The 18,407-nt window shown below is 70.7% G+C and carries 21 protein-coding genes and 1 pseudogene; 7 read left to right on the top strand and 15 right to left on the bottom strand.

Going from position 1 to position 18,407, the window contains the following annotated elements; all coding sequences use genetic code 11:
* The 3 genes from AB0I79_RS43375 to AB0I79_RS43365 form a co-directional block, all read right to left on the bottom strand.
* Positions 1 to 893, bottom strand: an 893-nt coding sequence (locus tag AB0I79_RS43375) for a serine hydrolase domain-containing protein (RefSeq protein WP_357886206.1), incomplete at its 3' end; no start/stop codon positions are given.
* A gap of 48 nt (positions 894 to 941) precedes the next feature.
* Positions 942 to 1,346 (bottom strand): hypothetical protein, encoded by a 405-nt coding sequence (locus tag AB0I79_RS43370; protein WP_357886204.1) that lies wholly within the window; start codon positions 1,344 to 1,346, stop codon positions 942 to 944.
* A gap of 203 nt (positions 1,347 to 1,549) precedes the next feature.
* Complete coding sequence (locus tag AB0I79_RS43365; RefSeq protein WP_357886202.1) at positions 1,550 to 2,437, bottom strand: alpha/beta fold hydrolase; 888 nt, start codon at positions 2,435 to 2,437, stop codon at positions 1,550 to 1,552.
* Between the two features lie 80 nt (positions 2,438 to 2,517).
* Between AB0I79_RS43365 and AB0I79_RS43360 the strand changes: the two genes are divergently transcribed.
* Positions 2,518 to 3,219, top strand: coding sequence for a TetR family transcriptional regulator (locus AB0I79_RS43360; protein WP_357886200.1), 702 nt, complete (start codon positions 2,518 to 2,520; stop codon positions 3,217 to 3,219).
* A gap of 34 nt (positions 3,220 to 3,253) precedes the next feature.
* Here AB0I79_RS43360 and AB0I79_RS43355 read toward each other — a convergent pair whose 3' ends face one another.
* The 4 genes from AB0I79_RS43355 to AB0I79_RS43340 form a co-directional block, all read right to left on the bottom strand.
* Positions 3,254 to 4,558: an acyltransferase gene (locus tag AB0I79_RS43355; RefSeq protein WP_357886198.1), complete on the bottom strand. Its 1,305-nt coding sequence runs from the start codon at positions 4,556 to 4,558 to the stop codon at positions 3,254 to 3,256.
* Positions 4,559 to 4,832: 274 nt separating this feature from the next.
* Entirely contained in the window at positions 4,833 to 6,050 is a 1,218-nt protein-coding gene (locus AB0I79_RS43350; protein ID WP_357886196.1) for a hypothetical protein, read from the bottom strand.
* Position 6,051: 1 nt separating this feature from the next.
* Positions 6,052 to 6,444, bottom strand: coding sequence for a hypothetical protein (locus tag AB0I79_RS43345; RefSeq protein WP_357886194.1), 393 nt, complete (start codon positions 6,442 to 6,444; stop codon positions 6,052 to 6,054).
* A gap of 92 nt (positions 6,445 to 6,536) precedes the next feature.
* A complete protein-coding gene (locus tag AB0I79_RS43340) occupies positions 6,537 to 6,989 on the bottom strand; it encodes a helix-turn-helix domain-containing protein (RefSeq protein ID WP_357886192.1) in 453 nt (150 codons plus the stop codon).
* 145 nt (positions 6,990 to 7,134) lie between these two features.
* Between AB0I79_RS43340 and AB0I79_RS43335 the strand changes: the two genes are divergently transcribed.
* Together AB0I79_RS43335 and AB0I79_RS43330 are read left to right on the top strand one after the other, a co-directional pair.
* Positions 7,135 to 7,521 carry a PPOX class F420-dependent oxidoreductase gene (locus tag AB0I79_RS43335; RefSeq protein WP_357886190.1) on the top strand — a complete coding sequence of 129 codons (387 nt, stop codon included), beginning with the start codon at positions 7,135 to 7,137 and terminating at the stop codon, positions 7,519 to 7,521.
* 171 nt (positions 7,522 to 7,692) lie between these two features.
* Positions 7,693 to 8,535, top strand: coding sequence for a lytic polysaccharide monooxygenase (locus tag AB0I79_RS43330; RefSeq protein WP_357886188.1), 843 nt, complete (start codon positions 7,693 to 7,695; stop codon positions 8,533 to 8,535).
* 49 nt (positions 8,536 to 8,584) lie between these two features.
* On the opposite strand, the gene AB0I79_RS43325 is transcribed toward AB0I79_RS43330, so the two are convergent.
* Positions 8,585 to 8,788 carry an RtcB family protein gene (locus AB0I79_RS43325; protein ID WP_357886186.1) on the bottom strand — a complete coding sequence of 68 codons (204 nt, stop codon included), beginning with the start codon at positions 8,786 to 8,788 and terminating at the stop codon, positions 8,585 to 8,587.
* Between the two features lie 67 nt (positions 8,789 to 8,855).
* Positions 8,856 to 9,020: pseudogene (locus AB0I79_RS43320) on the bottom strand (RtcB family protein); the annotation flags it as partial.
* Between AB0I79_RS43320 and AB0I79_RS43315 the strand changes: the two are divergent.
* On the top strand, positions 8,950 to 9,486 hold the full coding sequence (locus AB0I79_RS43315; protein ID WP_357886184.1) for a TetR-like C-terminal domain-containing protein: 537 nt from the start codon (positions 8,950 to 8,952) through the stop codon (positions 9,484 to 9,486). The pseudogene AB0I79_RS43320 and the gene AB0I79_RS43315 overlap by 71 nt on opposite strands.
* Here the strand turns inward: AB0I79_RS43315 and AB0I79_RS43310 are convergent.
* On the bottom strand, positions 9,376 to 10,305 hold the full coding sequence (locus AB0I79_RS43310; RefSeq protein WP_357886182.1) for an MOSC domain-containing protein: 930 nt from the start codon (positions 10,303 to 10,305) through the stop codon (positions 9,376 to 9,378). The two genes, AB0I79_RS43315 and AB0I79_RS43310, sit on opposite strands and share 111 nt — an antisense overlap.
* A 99-nt stretch (positions 10,306 to 10,404) precedes the next feature.
* Between AB0I79_RS43310 and AB0I79_RS43305 the strand changes: the two genes are divergently transcribed.
* Positions 10,405 to 10,557, top strand: a complete 153-nt coding sequence (locus AB0I79_RS43305; RefSeq protein ID WP_357886180.1) for a hypothetical protein — start codon at positions 10,405 to 10,407, stop codon at positions 10,555 to 10,557.
* Positions 10,558 to 10,611: 54 nt separating this feature from the next.
* On the opposite strand, the gene AB0I79_RS43300 is transcribed toward AB0I79_RS43305, so the two are convergent.
* The 4 genes from AB0I79_RS43300 to AB0I79_RS43285 form a co-directional block, all read right to left on the bottom strand.
* Positions 10,612 to 11,796: an ABC transporter substrate-binding protein gene (locus tag AB0I79_RS43300; protein ID WP_357886178.1), complete on the bottom strand. Its 1,185-nt coding sequence runs from the start codon at positions 11,794 to 11,796 to the stop codon at positions 10,612 to 10,614.
* 207 nt (positions 11,797 to 12,003) lie between these two features.
* Positions 12,004 to 12,759, bottom strand: a complete 756-nt coding sequence (locus tag AB0I79_RS43295; RefSeq protein ID WP_357886176.1) for a hypothetical protein — start codon at positions 12,757 to 12,759, stop codon at positions 12,004 to 12,006.
* A gap of 196 nt (positions 12,760 to 12,955) precedes the next feature.
* Positions 12,956 to 13,837 (bottom strand): NAD(P)-binding domain-containing protein, encoded by an 882-nt coding sequence (locus AB0I79_RS43290; RefSeq protein ID WP_357886174.1) that lies wholly within the window; start codon positions 13,835 to 13,837, stop codon positions 12,956 to 12,958.
* 158 nt (positions 13,838 to 13,995) lie between these two features.
* Positions 13,996 to 14,394, bottom strand: coding sequence for a VOC family protein (locus AB0I79_RS43285; protein ID WP_357886172.1), 399 nt, complete (start codon positions 14,392 to 14,394; stop codon positions 13,996 to 13,998).
* A gap of 92 nt (positions 14,395 to 14,486) precedes the next feature.
* Here AB0I79_RS43285 and AB0I79_RS43280 point away from each other — a divergent pair, with 92 nt between their 5' ends.
* On the top strand, positions 14,487 to 15,476 hold the full coding sequence (locus AB0I79_RS43280) for a YafY family protein (protein ID WP_357886170.1): 990 nt from the start codon (positions 14,487 to 14,489) through the stop codon (positions 15,474 to 15,476).
* A gap of 32 nt (positions 15,477 to 15,508) precedes the next feature.
* Here AB0I79_RS43280 and AB0I79_RS43275 read toward each other — a convergent pair whose 3' ends face one another.
* On the bottom strand, positions 15,509 to 16,078 hold the full coding sequence (locus tag AB0I79_RS43275) for a dihydrofolate reductase family protein (RefSeq protein WP_357886168.1): 570 nt from the start codon (positions 16,076 to 16,078) through the stop codon (positions 15,509 to 15,511).
* Between the two features lie 201 nt (positions 16,079 to 16,279).
* Here AB0I79_RS43275 and AB0I79_RS43270 point away from each other — a divergent pair, with 201 nt between their 5' ends.
* On the top strand, positions 16,280 to 18,277 hold the full coding sequence (locus AB0I79_RS43270) for a hypothetical protein (protein ID WP_357886166.1): 1,998 nt from the start codon (positions 16,280 to 16,282) through the stop codon (positions 18,275 to 18,277).
* Positions 18,278 to 18,407: the final 130 nt, after the last annotated feature.

Raw genomic sequence — 18,407 nt, 5'->3', positions numbered from 1 at the left:
GGGGTGGGCTGGATGAACACGCCCAGCCCGTAGCCGGCCTTGGCCTCGGGGGTGCACATCTCGGCCAGCAGGTCGGCGGGCAGCAGCTTGCCGGCGAGCAGGGCGGTGATGAAGGTGTGCAGGTCGCGGCTGGTGGAGATCATGTCGCCGCCGCTGGAGATCCAGGACGGGTTGTGCTCGGTGACGTCCACGATCGTCTCTTGGCCGTCGGTCTCGTAGCGGTAGTAGGCGTGCGGGTGCGGGGCGGGCAGGCCGGTTTCGGTGGTGGGCTGGATGGTGCCGGTCAGGCCGAGGGGGCCGATGATGAGCCGCTGCATCTCCTCGGCGACCGGGCGGCCGGTGACCTTCTCGATGAGCAGCCGGGCCAGCACGTAGTTGGTGTTGGCGTAGCTCCAGTCGGTGCCCGGCTCGAACCGCGCCGGCTTCGACAGCGCCAGCCGTACCAGGTCTTCGGGCTGGTAGGTGTGGAGGCGGTGGTCGACCCATTCCTTGCCGGAGGGGGTGGCCGGGATGCCGGGTGCGATGGTGCCGTCCTCGTAGTACTCGCCGGTGTGGTTGAACAGGCCGCTGGTGTGCTGCAGCAGCATCCGCACCGTGATCCGCGGGTCCAGCCCGAACTCCGGCAGGTAGTCGGCCACCGGCGTGTCCAGGCCGATCCTGCCCTCGGCCACCAGTTGCAGTACCGCTGTGGCGGTGAAGGTCTTGGTGTTGCTGCCGATCCGCACGTGCCCGTCGATCGGCGGCGGCTCGGTGCCGCCGAGCTCGGCCGTTCCGGCGGGGCCGGTCCATTCGCCGTGTTCGTCGTTGACGCGCAGGGTCACGCCGACGAAACCGGAGTCGATCATCTCCTGAAGAATCCGCTGCAGCGCGGAGCGGTCGTGGGTGGTGGACATGTGAGGGGCTCCCTTGCGAGGTGTCACGGGGTCTGGAGGAGGAGGTGGTCAGGCGGCGTCGAGAGCTTCGGTGATCTTGCGGGCCATGTCCGTCATGGTGGGGCTGGGCTCGCCGGCCTGGGACTGGACGGCGGCGTCGATGGCGACGGTGACGGTGCGGCGGAAGTTGCCGGCCTCGTCGGGGGCGTGCTGCTTGAGCAGGGTGATGGAGGCGGTCAGGGCGGGCAGCACCTGATCGGCGAGTTCGGCCACGGTCTTGCCGTACCTCACGCCCTTGGGCGCCTTGGCCAGGATGTGGCCGACCAGGCCGGTGGCCGAGGTCAGGGCGATGGAGCCGTTGGTGGCGGCCTTGTGGGCCGAGCCGGCGGCGCCGGCGGCCGACATCAGCGAGACCGCACCCCAGGCGGCGATGCGGAGGGTGAGCTGGTCCTGGTCGGAGAGGGTGATCGACATGACGGGTGTGCTCCTTGGAGAGTTTCCGGTTGAACGGGCAGGCGCTGCGTCGTTCATGTCGTCTACGATCACCGACCCCGCTGACACCGGACCGTCACCGTCCTGACGCGGCCGCTGACGCGCCACCGCACGCGTCAGCACGGGAGCCGGCCCGGCCGCGGCCTCTCCCGCTCGCGTGAGCCACCCCGCGCCGCAGCCGGGCGTCACACCGTCGCGCAAGCCCGGCGGTAGAAGCCGATCTGGTCGGCGACCACGCGTTCCCGGAGCGCGGGGTCGGTGTAGAAGGTGAAGTGGGTTCCGGGGTAGGCGCGCAGTTCGCCGCGTGGCGCGCGGTCGGCCAGCACGCGGGTGGTCTCCAGCGGCGTCTCCCGGTCGTCGGCCGCGACGCAGACCAGCAGCGGGCAGGCCAGGCGGGCCGCGGCGTCGGCGGGCCGGTAGCGCATCATCCGCAGCAGCCCCCGGGGTGCGACGCTGTTGCGCCACAGCGTCGTCCGCCCGCCGGTCAGGGTCTGGATGTGCTGGTCGGCCTCGGGGGTGGCGGTCACGGCGAGCTCTCCCGGCCGCCCCACCATGGGGATGTAGTACGGGCTCAGGCCCAGCCTGCCCCGCAGCGCGTCCCAGACGATCGCGCCCAGCAGCCGCAGCGTCTCACCGGTCGCCCGTCCCTCGACCTTCTTCGGGAACCCGTTGAACGGGATCTGCGCCACCACGGCGGCGATCCGGGGATCACCGGCGGCCACGGTGATGGCGTGCGCGCCGCCCAGCGAGTTGCCCCACAGCAGCACCCTGCCGGGGTCGACCCGCTCGTGCCCGCGCGCGAAGGCCACGGCGGCGCGGATGTCGGCGAGCTGGCCGTCGATGTCGGGAAGCTGGCGCGGCTCGCCGGCGCTCTCGCCGAAGCCGCGGTAGTCGAAGACCAGGGCCGCGAAGCCTCCGGCGGCGAAGTGCTCGGCGTAGTCGAAGAGCCGGTCCATGGTTCCGCTGAAGCCGTGGCTGAGCACCACGCACGGCACCGTGCCGGAACCGGCCGGCAGGTAGAGGTAGCCCGCGCACCGGACGCCGTCAGCGGCGAAGGACACCTTGGTTCGCATACAGATCATCCCCGTGTGGCAATAGACTGACCAGCGGTAAGCACTCTAGCGAAGAAACTGACCGCGGGTAAGTGAGGTCCATGACGTCCGAGCGGATCCTGGAGGCGGCGCGTGCCCTGTTCGCCGCCCGCGGCTACCGCGCCACCTCGATGCAGGCGATCGCCGACGAGGTCGGCATCACCAAGGCCGCCCTCTACTACCACTTCGACTCCAAGGAGGAGATCCTCCACCAGCTCACGTTCCCGCTCCTGGACGAGCTGGAGTCGGTGCTGGCCCAGGCCGAGACCTGCGGCGGCGCGCAGGAGGTGCGGTGGCGGGCGATCGAGGGGTACGTGGACGTGCACCTGCGGCACCGGCACACGCTCACCATGCTGGTCAAGGACATGACGCTGCTGGTGCAGGCCCCTGTCGCCGACCGCTTCCGTGCCGCGATCGCGCTGGCCAACGACCTGGTTGCAGGCCCTGGGGGCGGGCTGGCGCAGCGGGTGCGGGCCTCGCAGGTGGTGGCCGGGCTGGCCGATCCGGTGGTGCTGTTCCGCGACGAGCCGGCCGACCGGCTGCGCGACCTGATCCTGGACGGCGCCAGGGCCCTGCTGGGCGAACAGGCCGCACCCCGGGCCCGCGGGCGAGCCCGGGGACGCAACGGCGGACGGCGTGCCGCCCTCACCGGGGAGCAGATCGCGCAGGCCCGTTCCCTGCACGCGGAAGGCCACGGCGTGGAGGAGATAGCCGCCCGTTTCGATGTCTCCCGGGCGACCATCTATCGCTATCTCAGAAACTAATGATAGGGAGATTAGATTTTGAGACCGGGTGGTCTCAGTGGCTGTTCGTGTGCCGGAGGAGGCGCAGGGTCGCCGCGCCGGCGAGATAGGCGATCAGTGCCGGCGTCGGCCAGCCGAACAGGGTCGGGCTCGTACTGGGCAGCACGCTGTTGCCGAGCAGCCCCGCGACGACGGCGACGCACCCCGCCACGCCCGGCAGCAGCCCCGTCGCCGGGCGCGTGACCCGGTCGGGGCTGCGGATCTCGATCGGTCCCACGATCGCGACCAGCGACAGCAGAACGAGGCTGAGCATGATCAGCAGGGGGAGCCGCCAGGCGAACCAGGCCGCCGAGCCGACGCCGGGAGTGGGCAGCACGCCCGCCACATGCATCGCGGCCGTGAGCAGGATCGCGGCACTGATGTGCCAGAGGAAGATGGTCAGGATCACCGCGTTGACGGCGACCACCGCGAGCCACGCGCGCGAGCTCCGCAACCATCGCTCGCCCCGGTCACGCAGCAGCAGCGCCACCCCGACCTGGGCGGCGGCCACCCCCAGCAGGGCCAGGCTCGGCGGCGACATGTTGTGCAGCCGCTCCCCGGGCACGTTGATCATGCTGACCGGGTAGGGCCCGACGAGGGTGAGCACCAGCACGGCGCCGGCCCCGCCGCACAGCAGCGGCAGCACGACCCGTGCCCGGGCCGGCAGCAGGCCGTCCCGCCAGGCGAACCCCATCTGATGGACGGCCAGCCAGCCGAACAGGTAGTTGCCGTAGCCCCAGAGCGGCTCGCCGAGCAGGCGGGCCACGTCCCCCGCGGCGACGAGGCAGACCAGCACCACCGGCACCGCCAGGCCGTATCGGCGGTGCAGGGCGTACATCACCGGGGTCAGCACGACCACGGCCAGGTACGCGACGAGGAACCACAGCGGGATCGAGGCGAACCAGGCCACCAGGCGAACCCGCGCGGGATCGGCGCCGAACACCACCCGGGCGACCAGCGCGCCACCGGCCGTGGTCAGCACCAGGGCGGTGGTCGGGCGCAGCAACCGGCCGCTCCGGTTGAGCAGCCACCCGGTCGCGTTCCCGCCGCGGCGGCGTTCGGCGGCCAGGGACGCCGCGTTGGCGTACCCGCCGACGAGGAAGAACACCGGCATCACCTGCACCAGCCAGGTGAGGGGATGCGCCCAGGGCAGCTCCGGCAGCGCCGACCGGCCGGCCAGCTCGCCGTCCCGGTCGTAGCCGACCGTCGCCACCAGCCAGTGCCCGAGGACCACGGCGACGATGGAGATCGCCCGGAGCAGGTCGATGAACCGCTCCCGCGACGGCGGCGTCTGCTCGGCGCGCCGCCGGATACCTCGCAAGACGGCGTTCATACCGGACAGGCCCTCGTGATGGTACGTACGCCGGCTCTCTACCCGCCCGCGTCCCTGGTCAGAGGCGGTCGACACAGCCTTGGAAAGCTCTTTGCCGAGGTCGCGCGTCGCCGGCACGGCGGGCAGGATGTCACTGGCGCCTCGGCAGGCCGGCTTTCCAGGAGGCCTTGGCGGGCCGGTAGATGAGGTACAGCACGCCCGTCGAGAACGTCTTGCCGACTGCAGCAGCTCTTCGATGTGCTTGTAGCTTCGCGGAGCCGGCTCACCGAACTCTTAAGGCCTTCCTTCCGCCGCCGGAACCGCTGTCCGGAGCTGGCGGGTGATGGAGGGATCGGTGATGGCGGTGTCGTTCGCCAGCAGGAACGCCTTGCTGAGGATGAGCGCCAACCGGCCGTCCTCCTCGAAGGGCAGGAACAGCCCGGGGCGCGGGCCGGGGGCGGAGACGATGCACAGGTAGGCGTCGTTGGGCTCCATCAGGATGTTCGCCGACCCCAGGTGGATCCTGTAGGTGCGCAGGTCGCCCCGTACCACCAGGTAACGGTCGGTGAGGATGCAGCGGTCGGCGATGCTCGCCGATCGCCTGCCGTACGCGCCCGTCGGGGATCCTGAACGCCACCTCCAGCCGCTCGGCCAGGGCCGGCTCCATGCGCTTGAACTTGCGGTCGAGCTGCATGGGCACCCCGCCGTGCCGGGTGATGCGGCGGGCGGTGCGCAGCGCGGAGATCGCCTCGGGCGTCGGACACTCCTCCGCCGCGCGGGCGATCTCGAACAGCAGTGCCTGCGAGGGCAGCGTCTTGGCCTGGGTGGGGGCGACCGCGATGCCGCGTACCAGCTCGTCGAGCAGTTCGGGCAGCCAGGGCTCGTCGCGGTGGAGCGCCAGCCGCACGGCCCGGCCGAGTGCGCGCTTCTCGCCGTCGTCGAACGCTTTCTCCGCCTTGTACGGGATCTCGCCCGCGTGGATCGCCGCGACGCGGGCCCGCGCCGCCTCCAGAGCCGTACGGGCGAAGTCCGGATAACCGGGCAGCCCGCCGAGCCATTCGGGCAGGCTGGGCACCGGTTCGGGGAAACGTTCCGCCTCGTGGAACAGCGCCCGGAGCTCCACGTCCCAGCTGAGCAGCACGTCCATCTCGGAGACCGCGATCGGGCCGCAGCCCTCGGCGAGCGCGGCGCGCACGTCGGCGTCCATGCCCGCCAGCCCCGCCGCCACCAGCACGGGGAGGCGGCGGTACGCGTGCCTTCTGTTCTCCTCCAGCAGGAATTCGACCAGCTCACGGGCCGGCTCGACCAACCGCCGCCTGGTGTGCTTGTCGATCGCGTACCGGGCTCCGACCGTGGCGATGGGGGCTCCGAAGCCCACGCCCACGAGGCCGACGCTCAGACGGGAGGCTGCGGGCCAGTGAGTGGGATCGTTCGCGGTGCCGGTGATCAGGTGGAGCAGGCGTTGCGCGAGAGGGGACAGGACGCCGTCAAGAACGCTCATGTCAGCCACCGACCAGCGGGACGAGCTTGACGAACGAGACGACGGGGTCGGCGGCCAGGTCGATCTGAACGTCGAGGTCCTCGATCTGCCGGTCGCCGACCAGCAGCAGGAAGCCGTTGCGGGCGAACGCGGCCTCGGCGGCGTCGGCCTGCTTCTCCCAGTCCAGCCTGCGTGCGGTGCGTAAGCGGTAGCCGTTCAGCTCGGCCTCGGAGTCGGTGGGCTTGACCAGGCCGCGGAAGTGGTGGCCGGGGGAGGCGTTGTGCCGGGCCACCTCCTCGCGTACGCGCAGCCGTACCAGCTCCCGGGCCGAGATCCGCTGGGGGAGGCCGGGCAGGAAGAACTCCGCCAGCGCCCGGCCGGTCGCGCTCTCGTCGCGAAACGTCACTGATGCCATCGAACATCCTGCTTCCGTGAAGATCAGGTGGTGGCGTCATCTATAGCAACAGCGAACGACAGAACGCCTGCGTCCCCTTCTCGACGCCGCGGTCAGACGGCCGCGCCCGGCCCTTCCAGCGCGTCGATGTCGCCGGCGTGCATCGGCTCGCCGCAGTGGGCGCAGCGCAGGTCGACCTGGCTGACCTCGCCGCACGCGTGATGGCGGTAGAGCACCGGCGGCCCGGCCTCGCCCGCGAGCCATCTGTCTCCCCAGCCGGCCATGACCATGAGCAGGTCGACGAGCTCGGTGCCCTTGGCCGTCAGGTGGTACTCGTAGCGGGGCCGGTTGTCGTAGGGGCGGCGCTCGAGCACGCCATGGTCGACGAGGTGGTTGAGGCGCTCGGTCAGCACCTTGCGGGAGATCCCGAGATCGGCCTGGAGCTGGTCGAAGCGGCTCATGCCGACCCACACGTCACGCAGGATCAGGGGCGACCAGGGCTCACCGATCACGTCGAGGGTGCGCGCGATGGAGCAGGCCATCTCCCCGAAGTTCGTGCGTTGCATGCGAGCAGTCTAGCAATTGGGGTTCCCTGAGGGAACTCCAGGTGCTACGGTCATGGAGTCTCCTCAGGGAACTCCGAAAGGCCCATCTCCACTACGAGATCCAGCGCTGATCCCCCGCAACCCCCCACCCACCCAGGAGAAGAAGATGAAGCTCGACCCCGACGTGCGCCGCGCCCTCGACAGCACCTCGCTGGCCCACCTCGCCACCGTCCTGCCGGACGGCTCGCCGCACTCCGTCCCCCTCTGGATCGCCACCCGCGGCGACCACATCGTCTTCCTCACCGGCCCGCACTCGCGCAAGGCCCGCAACCTCCGGCGGGATCCGCGGGTGGCGCTCTCCTTGACGGCCGCCGACAACCCGTTCCAGCCCGTCATCGTCCGCGGGCGCGTCGTCGAATGGCTCGAAGGCGACGCCGCCTGGGAAGTCGTCGACCAGATCTCGACGAAGTACATCGGCGAGCCGTATCCCCGGGAAGAGGAGCGCGTCGTCGCCGTCATCGAGCCCGAGCGGCAGACCGTCGGCCTCACCTGAGCGCCGCAGTGGGCGCGGCGCGGGCCGGCCCGTCCCGCCGGCGACGCGGATGGCTGGACCTTCTGTCCCGAACCGCTTGCGGAAGCCGTCCGAAACAGCTAAATATTAGGAAAGTTTACTTTTAATTCTGCCCTGGCCCGTACGAACTCCTCTCACCCCCAGGAGTGCGAGATGCGCAAGAGCACGATCGCCGCCACGATGGCGGCCTCCGGACTGCTGGCCCTGCTGCCCGCGTCCGCGGCCCACGCCCACGGCACCATGTCCAACCCGCCCAGCCGGGTCTACGTCTGCAAGAACGAGGGCCCCGAGGCGCCGAAGTCCGCCGCCTGCAAGGCCGCCGTCGCAGCCGGCGGCACGCAGGCCTACTACGACTGGAACGAGGTCTCCCTCCTGGAGGCGGGCGGACGGCACCGCGAGCTCATCCCCGACGGCAAGCTCTGCAGTGCCGGGCGGGAGAAGTACCGCGGCCTCGACCTGCAGCGCGCCGACTGGCCCGCGACCAAGGTGAGCCCCGGCACCTTCACGCTCACCTACCACGCGACCGCCCCGCACGCCAACAGCAACTTCGAGTTCTACATCACGCGCGAGGGCTGGAACCCGACCATGCCCCTCAAGTGGTCCGACCTGGTCCACGTCAAGACGTTCAACGGCCAGAACCCGACGACGTTCACCAACTGGACCATCAACCTCCCGCAGCGCTCCGGCCGCCACATCCTCTACTCGATCTGGCAGCGCGTGGTCGGCAGCAACGAGGCGTTCTACACCTGCTCCGACGTGGACTTCGGCGGCGGCAACCCGACAACCCCGACCCCCACCCCCACTCCGACCGCCACGCCGACCCCCACCCCGACGCCGACCGCCTCCCAGTCCGGCGGCACCTGGCGTGCGGGCACGGCCTACCGCGTGGGGGACAGGGTGACGTACAACGGGCTGACCTACGAATGCACGCAGGCGCACACGGCGCTCACCGGTTGGGAGCCCCCGAACGTGGCCGCCCTGTGGAGGCGCGTCTGACGCCGTGGCACGTCTCGGCGGCGCCCGGCCGGCAGGAGCGGATGGACGCTCACGGCTGCCCCCGCTTGCGGCGGCGACGAGGCGAGGCCCCCAGGTCGGGCGTCTTGTAGGTGACCAGCGGGATCGTGGTCGCCACGGGCGTGGCCAGGCCATGGTCGACGAGGTCGGCGATCACCTGCTCGATGCGCTTGTACGCCGTCGGCGCCTCCTCGAAGAGCAGCTGCCGGTCGCCGCACACCACCAGCGACCCCATCCGGGGTGCGGCGCAGCTCCTCGACCGTGTGCTTGGCCCGCCCCCGGCGCAGCGCGTCCGCACGCGACATCTTGCGTCCCGCGCCGTGCGCCACCGAGTGGCCGGCCTCCGGCCCCGCGTGGCCGGCCACCAGGTAGGACGGGGTGCCACGCGTACCGGCGATGAGCACGTCGCGGCCGTCACCCGGCGCCGCGCCCTTGCGGTGCAGGCAGACCCCGTCGCGGAGCTCCACCAGGTTGTGGCACTCGTCCACGATCGGCTCGGCGGGCTCGAACCCCAGGGCGTGGGCGACCCGGGCGGCCAGCGGCCGCCGGTTGAGCGACCCCAGGGGACGGCGTCGCGTGATCCGGCTCGAAGACGGTCCCGATCCGGGCCGGCGGGCCTGCGACCTGCTGAGCCGGCCGCCATGGGGGCCGCTGTACCCGGACCTGATCGGCGAGGCGCAGCACAATCCCGAGGTCGCCGCCGCCCTCAACGAACGCTTCATCCGTCCGCAGGCGGCCGACACCCTGACCCGGCTCAAGGCCGCCGAGGAGCAGGGGCAGCTCGCCCCCGATTTCGACCTGGACCTGGCCTTCGAGATCCTGTCAGGACCGCTGTACTACAGGCTGCTGATCACCCATGAGCCGTTGACGCACGCCTACATCGACCGGGTGCTCCAAGCGGTCCTCGCCGGCATCGGACCCCTCAGGCAGTGAAACAGCGCACCGCACTTCGTCACCGACCTTCAGCTCGCCGAGGTTCTCGGGAACCAGGCGGATGCCGAACCAGGACGCTCCGTTCCATCGGCGGCGTTTGGCCAGGGTTCTCAGGGGCTCCTTGCCGCGGTCCTGGGTGGCCGGGTCCCAGGTGGTGGTGGCACAGCGGTCGCACAACTCCGAGACGCGGAAGTCGATCTCGCCGATGCGGACCGACGTCCAGGTGTCCTCCGCGAAGGGTTCCTCGCCGTCGATGACGAAGTTGGGCCGGAAGCGGGCGATGTCGAGGGGCTGCGGGGGGAGCTCCTGGCGTTCCATGGCGCCTTCGGCGATCCAGTCGTCGAGGCGTCTCAGCGAGCTCCGGGAGACCAGGTGGAGTGCGGCGTCCCAGGCGAAGGTGGCGACCTCGCCGGGGAGGCTGCCGGTCTCCTCGGTGACGGTGCGGCGTCGCGGGTCGTCCTGCCAGACGAGGCGGGCCGGCTTGCCGAGCAGGCGGGTGAACCATTCATGGGCGTCGGCGTGGGCGAGGACGGCTCGGCCGAAGTTGGAGAAACCCACGGGGATCGTGTCGCCGGTGGCCGGGGGGACCCTGAGCTCGCCCATGCCCCTCGCTGACAGGAGGAGGTCGCCTTCGGGGGTTTCGGCGGCCGAGACCGAGAGGAGCTGGGGGTGTTCGCCCACCCAGATCAGCTCTCCCAGCGGGTCCACCACGGCCCAGCGGCGGTCGCCTTCCAGACCCCAGGGGAGGATCCGGGCGGAGGAGCGGGAGATGCCTTTGACGGACTTGATGGGATAGGTGCGGATCTCCGCTAGTTCCATGGTGCAAGGATAGGAGAAAGCGCTCTCCTGGGGTATGGGAGCGCAGGTCGCAGCCTCGTTCACAGTGAGCTCCAAGTACCGCCGCCTACGCTCGCGCCCATGCGAAAGGTGAGCGTGGCGCTGACGTTGATGTTGACCTCGGCGGGGAACACACGCGACGGCGGGACGTACGGAAAGCCCGCCCCGGAGATCGCGCACGATCGGGTCAGCTCGGACGATCACACGGTGCTGAGAGCCGTCCTGACGTGCTGAGCGGCACCGGTCCGGGCCTCGCCCCACGGTGAGGCTGGTCGCAGGATCCCGGCATCAGCGCGCGAAGGCGAGGTCGGCGTCGGGGCGTATCTCGGGCAGGCGGGCGTTCGTCACGATCGCCAGCTCGGCCGGATGCCTCCCGCCCGGCCGCCACTGCCCGCCCACCAGGGGGATCAGGGCCACGTTGGGGGTCGGCCCGCTGGTCCAGTCCAAGGGGCCCGCGATGGTGTGCAGCCGGGTGCGGCTGATCGCCTCCGCGACCGAACGCCGGTCGGCGGGGTCGCCCGCGGTGGACAGGGCGTGGACGGCCACCTCCACCAGGGCGTAGGCCAGGCCCAGGGGTTGCAGCCATTGGTTGCCGGTGCGTTGCTCGTAGGTCTCGGCCAGCAGGGCGGGCGTGGTTCCGTCCAGGCTGGAGCGGTAGGGGTGGCGTGGTGACCAGTAGACGAGGGTGGCGATGCCCGCGTCGCTCAGGTCGCTCGCCGTGGAGGTGCACGGATAGGTCAGCCAGCGGGAGGAGGTGATGAGGCGGGGACGCAGCCCGTGCTCGGTGGCTTGACGGTGGAAGAGGGCCAGGTCGGTCTCGGTCGCGGCGGTGGTGATGATCTCGGTGCCCGCGTGCCGGAACCGGTCGATGGAGGAGGTGAAGGTGGTGGCGGGTTCCGGGTAGCCGCCGGGGTCCACCAGCGGGTGCCCGCTTTCGGCGGCTCGGGGCAGGAAGCCGTGGTGGGGGTGGCGCAGCAGGCGACCCGGCAGTTGGTCGTTCCACAGGCAGCCGACCGGGGCGGAGCGCGGCGCGCACAGTCGCCACATCTCGGTGAAGACGTCGGCGATGTCGTCCAGGCCCCAGGCGAAGTGGTAGGTCCAGGCGAAGGGGCGTGAAGGGTCCCTGTCGCGCCCGTACACGTAGGCTTGCCAGGGGAAAGTCGTGGACACACAGGGCACGCCGAGCTCTTCGCAGGTGTCGGCGACCGCGGGCAGTACCTGGGTGCCGCCCAGGGTGAGCACGATCTGCGCCCGCTCGTGCTCCACAAGCTCGTGCACCGCCCGGCGGGCCACGGCCGGGTCGGAGCGGCTGTCCCGGCCGGCCAGGCGGAGGTCGTGTCGCCGGCCGTCGTTGACGACGTGGGTCACGGCCGGTGCCAGGAGATCCAGGACGAAGGACAGGGGATCACCCAGCCGGGACAACCTGCCGGTGCGGGGGATGACAGCGCCGATGCACAGCTCTCCGATGCTCATCGCCGGGCTTCCTCGCTCGTCGTACCGTGATTGTCCTGTCACTCCAGGTAATCATCTGGTCGCTGTCGAGCGGATCCTGACGCGCCGTCGCCTCGTCCACTTGTCGCGGCCGCTGACACCTCTTCGCCCGGGCGACCTGGATCAATGACGCTCAGCTTCGCAGCCCTGGCGCGGTGAAGCGGCGGCCCGCCGAATCACATGCGGGCCTCAGGGGCCGCTGTCACTGGTGACCTTGACGTCGGCGCCGAGGCCGGGTGCCGCCGCCTCGGCCAGCTCGTGGGCGCGGGCCTGTTCGGCGTCCTTCGCGACCACGATGCTCGCACGATCGGGTGTCAGAAAGGCTCGGACGACGGTGTACCGGGCGGCCACCGCCTCGTATGCGGCGATCGCCTCGGTGGGGAGGGCGCCGTTGAAGTCGGTCTCGACGGCGACTCCGGGTCGTGCGTCGCGGCCCGCGCGGATCCTCAGGGACATCACGTCCGACAGGGGCCGGTGCTGCTCGCCGTCGGCGACCACGTCCTTGAACAGCGCCACCGCGTCGGCGGCCGCGGTGAGCTCGATCCGCCAGCGGGCGGCCTCCTTCGTGGACGCGTCGCTGATGTCGCCGGTCAGCATCCGGTCGTCAGCCGTGAGCGACCGCCAGAGTGCCAGGACCTCGTCGGCGCGTTCCTGGTCCGCGACGACGGTGAAGGTGACGGAGCCCGCCGTGATCCGGCCGGTGGTGGTGCGGTGCTCGGCGACGTACCGCCTGAGATCGTTCGCCAGCCCGGTGACGCGGTCGGCCGGCGTGCCGTCCTTGAGGACGAGAGTGCCGGTCGCCATGCCGGCGAAGGGAAGCGTGTTGTTCTCGGTCGTGTGGATCTTCGTCACGTCCGGCGTTCCGGCCCAGGCTTCGTTGAAGTCCGCGGCGAGGGCGGTGCCCTTGTCGATGGCGCAGCCGCACAACAGGAGCAGGCTCAGCACTGATGCGATGACCAGTTTCGGCCGCGGGAGTCTGTCTCGTCGCAGTATCTCTCCTCGGGAGGGGTGAGCCGGCCGGGCCGGACCCGTGGTGCCGGCGGCCGACCTTGCGGCGGTGCTCGCTGAGGAGCACCGTAGCAGGAGGCGTCGAGCCGCAGGCTCAAGGCCCGGTACGCCCTGCTGATCATGTCCGGTGCTGTTACGCTTCCGGCTTCTTCATCGACTCCACCAGAATCGAGAAGCTGTCCGCGGGGTGGCCGGCGTCCATGCCGCGCCGGAAGAGCTCGACGACCGCGGCCGGGAGCGTGGTGTCGACCCCCGCGTCGGCGTTGGTGTGCAGGACGTGCTCGACGCTGGCCATCCCCATGGCGAGGCGGTCCACGTCGCCGATGTGCCGCCCTGCGTCGATGCGCTCGGCGTAGAAGGAGAAGAATCCCGGCAGCGAGTTCGCGGTCTCCACGGCGTGCGGCAGGATGTCCGCCGCCGTCAGGCCGTTGGCGTCGGCGAGGGTGATGGCCTGCCAGTAGCTCAGCATGGACGTCCAGAACATGACCATGCCGATCTGGTACATGAGCGCGGCGAGCCCGGGGTCTTCTCCTCGGTGGTCGGTCCGCCCCGTGATGACTTCGAGCGCGGGCCGGTGCTGGTCGAAGACCTGACGCGGGCCGCTGTAGAAGGTGGACGATTCGGCCTGGCCGATCCCGGAGGGCGGCACGGTGACGCCGCCGGTCAGCTGGACGGCGCCCCGCTCGGCTACCCAGCGGGCCGCGGCCCGGGCCTTGTCGGGCGTGTCCGAACTGAGGTTCACCAGGATCCGGCCGGCCAGCGCGGCCGCGGCGGGTTCGAGCGTGGCGTACATGGCGTCGTAGTCGGTCAGGCTGAGGATCACCAGCTCATTGGCGGCAAGGGCCTCCTCCACGTTCGGTGCGAGCACCGCCCCGCGCGTGACCAGGGCGTCCGCGCGCGACGGGGTGCGGTTCCAGACGGTGACGTCGTAGCCGCGGTCGAGGAAGGCGCCGACCATGGCCTGTCCCATGGGGCCGAGGCCGATGACGGTGACCGACTGCTTGGTGCCGCTCATGATGTGATCTCCAACCCTCACTAAAACGAGCGCTCTATTTAGAGCGTGGTGAGAACGTACCACACCTCTAGAACGAACGCTCTACTCAATGGCTGGACGTGGTGGCCGCATGCAGAGCGGGGGATCTCAGGACGCCCGCGTGAGCGACTGTGCCGGCGTCAACGTGCGAACTTCTCGATGGCCGCCGGCGTGACGGGGGTGAAGAAGTTGACGAGGTTGCCGTCGGGGTCGCGGAACAGCAGCGACCGGTTGCCCCAGGGCATCGTGGTGGGCTCGTTGACGAAGTCGGTGACGAAGCCGGTCAGGTTCCGGTGAACGCGGTCCACGTCGTCGACGAGGAACTCGATGATCATGCTGTGGTTGTCCGCCGGGCGGACAGAGCCCGGGGCGAACAGCGGGACGGTGCGGGTGCCGGCGATCGCGAGGGTTGCGCCCGCGGTCCTGAGTTCGGCGAAGTCCTCGGTGGCCCACACCGCCCGCACCCCTGTGGCTCGCTCGTAGAACTCGACGAGGCGCGCTACGTCGCCGGCAATGATGCGGATCGAGACGAAGTCCATGGGATCTCCTTGGCTGTGCGGAAGGCGTGCATCTCGCAGGCTAGGAGAAATAGTGGACAGAATCGGTCCTGTATTCGCCTTAGGCTGTGGACATGTCTCGACCCACCGGCCGCGTGCTGACTCTCCTGGAGCTGCTGCAGTCGGGCGGCACCCGGACGGTGGCCGAACTCGCCGACCGGCTCGGCGTCGAGGGGCGCACCGTGCGGCGGTACGTGGACCAGCTGATCGACCTTGACGTGCCCGTGGAATCGGTGCGCGGCCGCTACGGCGGGTACCGGCTCGCCCCCGGGTACCGCCTGCCTCCGCTCATGCTCAGCGACGACGAGGCGCTGGCCGTGCTGCTCGGCCTGGTCGCCGGCCGCCGAGCAGGGTTGATGACGGCGGGTCATACGGCGAGCGAGACGGCATCGGCCAAGATCCGGCGGGTGCTGCCCAAGCACGCCGCCCGCCGGCTCGACACACTCCTGGAGTCTCTCGCCTTCACGGATCAGCCCGGCGAGTTCGACACCCCGGACGCCGGGGTCCTGCTCACCATCGCCGACGCGGTACGCCACCGCCGACCGGTCTCGATCAGGTACACCGACCGCGACGGCCGACGCAGCGAGCGCACGCTGCACGCGTACGGGATCGTCGCCCATTCGGGCCGGTGGTACGTCACGGGCACGGACCCTGGGATCGGCGAGGGCCGCACCTTCCGGCTCGATCGCATCGCAGACGCGAGGACCCTGCCCGGCTCGTTCGAGGCGCCCGTGGGGCCCGATCCGGCACAGCGCGTGTTGTCAGGGTTCGCCACGGCTGAGTACCGGCATGAGGTGACCTTGCGGATCTACGGGACCGTTGAGCAGATCCGCGCTCACCTTCCCGCCGGCGTCGCGAGCCTGGAGGAGCAGGCGCCCGCGGCAGACGAGGACCGGGCGGCCGAGCGCTGGCTGCGCGTCGAACTACGGGTGGAGCGGCTCGACTGGTTGCCTCCGGCGCTCGCCGCACTCGACCGGCCGTTCGTCATCGAGCGCCCCGATGAGCTGCGCGACCTCGTCGTCGCGCTCGCCGAACGCCTCGCGTCCCACGCCCGCCAAGCCTGACAGCGAGGAACCAACGTCATGAGATGGCACATCTAGGAGGCTTCGGCTGTGGCCTTGGCGGGCCGGTAGATGAGGTACAGCACGCCCGTCGAGAACGTCTCGGACTTGATCAGCTCCAGGGGGATGGTGGTGTCTCCCTCGTCGAACAGGCGCTCGCCCTTGCGCACGGCGATGGGGTGCACCAGCAGGTGCAGTTCGTCCAGCAGTCCGGCCTGCAGCAGTTGGCGGACGATCGAGACGGAGCCGCTGATGGCGATCCTGCCGCCTGGCTCGTTCTTCAGCGCGGTCACGGCCTCGACGAGGTCGTCCTGCAGCAGCTCGGAGTTGCGCCAGGTGAACTCCAGGGGTTGACGCGAGACGACGATCTTGCGCGCGTCGCCCAGGGTCTTGGCGTAGCCGGCGTCCTCGCCGCCTTCGGCCTCGATGGCGGGCCAGGCTCCGGCGAAGCTGTCGTAGGTCTTGCGGCCCAGGAGCAGGGTGTCGGCCATCTGGCTGCTCACGGCCGCGCCCATCTCGTCGTTGAAGTAGGGGAAGTGCCACTCCCCGGGCTCGTCGACGACGCCGTCGAGGGAGATGAACAGGCTTGCGGCGATGGTCCTCATGGTGGTGTTCCTTCTGGTTGGGGGCTGTCCGGCCCGGCGGTTCCTCGATGTGCTTGTAGCTTCGCGGAGCCGGCTTACCGAACTCTTAAGGTCTTCCTCCCGCCGCCCTGACGGGTGAAGTGAAGCAACAATGCCTGGGCCTCTGAGGACTTCTGTCTGACAGGCGAGACGGTGACCCCGTAGGGATGGGAGGCTTGAACGGTGCGTACCTGGTTCGAGCCCGAAGAGGCCGAGGAGTTCGAGGCCGCCAAGGACCTGCTGATCCGGCGGTGTGTCACCTGGGCGGAGGAGCACGGGCATCCGGTCGATGACCTGCTGCTCTCCGCCGCCGTCGATGCGCGGCACGAGAGCCGTGACGGCCGGCTGGCGTACTGGGACGAGGCGGGGATCAGGTTCTTCCTGCTGCGGTACGTGCCGTACAAGGTGACGGCCCCGCGCGAGGAGCTCGACCTCGCCCCTGAGGTGCTGCGCACGTACCTGCGTTATCTCGACGTCACGGGCCTCCGCGACCCGCGCGGCGCCACGCTCGCGGAGGCGGAGAAGATCATCGACGGGGCGCGGGCGGAGTACGCGGCCGCGCTCGACGATCCCACGCTGCGGGGGCTGGCGACGTTCTGGGCGCACACGGCTCTCGACCACGGCGTCGATCTCACCGTCCCGGGGGCGTTCGAGCGGTTCAAGCGCGATCTCGACGCCGGACGCGTTCCGTACGACGAGCAGGTGCTCGACAAGATCATGCAGAACCGCTTCGTGAACGGCGGCATCGACGAGGAACGCGCCTTCCCCCAGCCGCCTGTCTCCCTGCCTCCCGCGTCCGAGCTGACGGAGGCCGCCGCGCGCAGCCGGACCGTCCAGCGTCTGATCACCCTGGCCGATTGGGTGGGCAAGGATGGCCGCGCCCTCACCGACGCGGGCAACCTCCGCGTCGCCGACGCCCTGGAGGTGTCGGCCCTGCTGGGCACCGGCGAGGACCGGTTGCGCGTGCGCAGCGCCACCGAACTACCGCAGCTCAACCTGCTGCTCGCCTGGGCCAGGAAGCTGCGCCTGACCCGCACCAGCAAGGGCCGGCTCCTGCGGGTGGCCAAGGCCGCACCCCTGCTGCGCGACCCGGAGGCGTTGTGGCGGCGCGCGTTCGAGGTGCTGCCGGAGCTGGGCCGGGTGGTCATCGTGCCCGTCGTGACGTGGCGGCCCGAGCCCATCCTGGCCGAGGTCTTCGGCGAGATCCTGCCGGACGTGCTCAACTCCATGTACGGGCTGGACGAGATGCCGGTGGTCCGGCTCGAAGAGACGGTGTGGCTGGCCTGCCAGGAGTACTTCGTTCTCGACCATGAGGAAGAGCGCCTGCTCGATCTCTGGCGCCGCGAGGCCGCCCGGGACCTGGGGCGCATGTTCGAGGTCCTGTCCGACCTCGGGGCCGTGGAGCTCACCCGCGGCCCCGCCGACCCCCTCTACGCCAGCGACCTCGACCACGACGACCAGCCCTTGCCACCGGACGCGGTCGAACGCCTGCGCACCGCCCTGGCCGAGCCCGACCTCCCGCTGGTCCGCCTCACCCCGCTCGGCGTGCGCGGCGTCCGCGACCGCCTCCTCGCCGAGGGCCGCGACGCTCCGCTCGTCGGCGAGCTGGCCACCGCCCCGCCGGCCGAGCTGCTCGGGGTGCTCGCCCAGCACTATCCGCCGCAGGACGCCGCCTCGGAGCTCCAGGGGTGGCTGGCCCGGCCGGGGCAGGACGTCGAGATGTTGCTGCAGGCCGTGCGGGACTGCCCGTTCCGTACGCGGGTGGCGGCGATGCTGCGCGTTCTGGCCGACGCCCTTCCCGGAGGGCGGCTTCTGCATGACCTGCGTCACGACCCCGTCCTCGGGCCCGCCGTGTGGACGCAGCTCATCGATGCGGGGGAGATGGGGCCCGGGTCGTTGAGCGAGCGGGAGAACCTGCTGATGGGGGCGGAGAACTTCCTGTCGGTGCTGGAGCTCGCGGGGCCTGAGGGGCTTGTCGAGCAGCTCAGGGCGATGGGGGGCGGGGACGCGTACGAGTTCGTGGAGGCGATCCTGGCCTCGGGGCACCCCGATGTCGTGGGGTTGCGGGAGCTACGCGAGCTGGTGGCCGAGCCGCTCCGCAAGACCGCCCGCCATCCCCTCCGTCTTGTCCCCACCCGGCCGCCGGGAGCCCGAGGCCGCCGGAAGAAGCGCAAACGCTGATCCTGATCCTTGGCCCATGGGTACGGCCGGCCGGTCCGGGCCCACTCCGGGTTCGGATCGAACGTCACCCGCATGGCGCCCCTTCCCGGCAGGTCCGCCGACCGCCCGCACCGCCGCGGTGATCCGCGCC

The organism is Nonomuraea sp. NPDC050202 (assembly GCF_040656115.1).
Taxonomy (GTDB): Bacteria; Actinomycetota; Actinomycetes; order Streptosporangiales; family Streptosporangiaceae; genus Nonomuraea.
The sequence above is the reverse complement of the archived record's forward strand: the minus strand, read 5'-3'. Positions and strand labels throughout refer to the sequence as shown.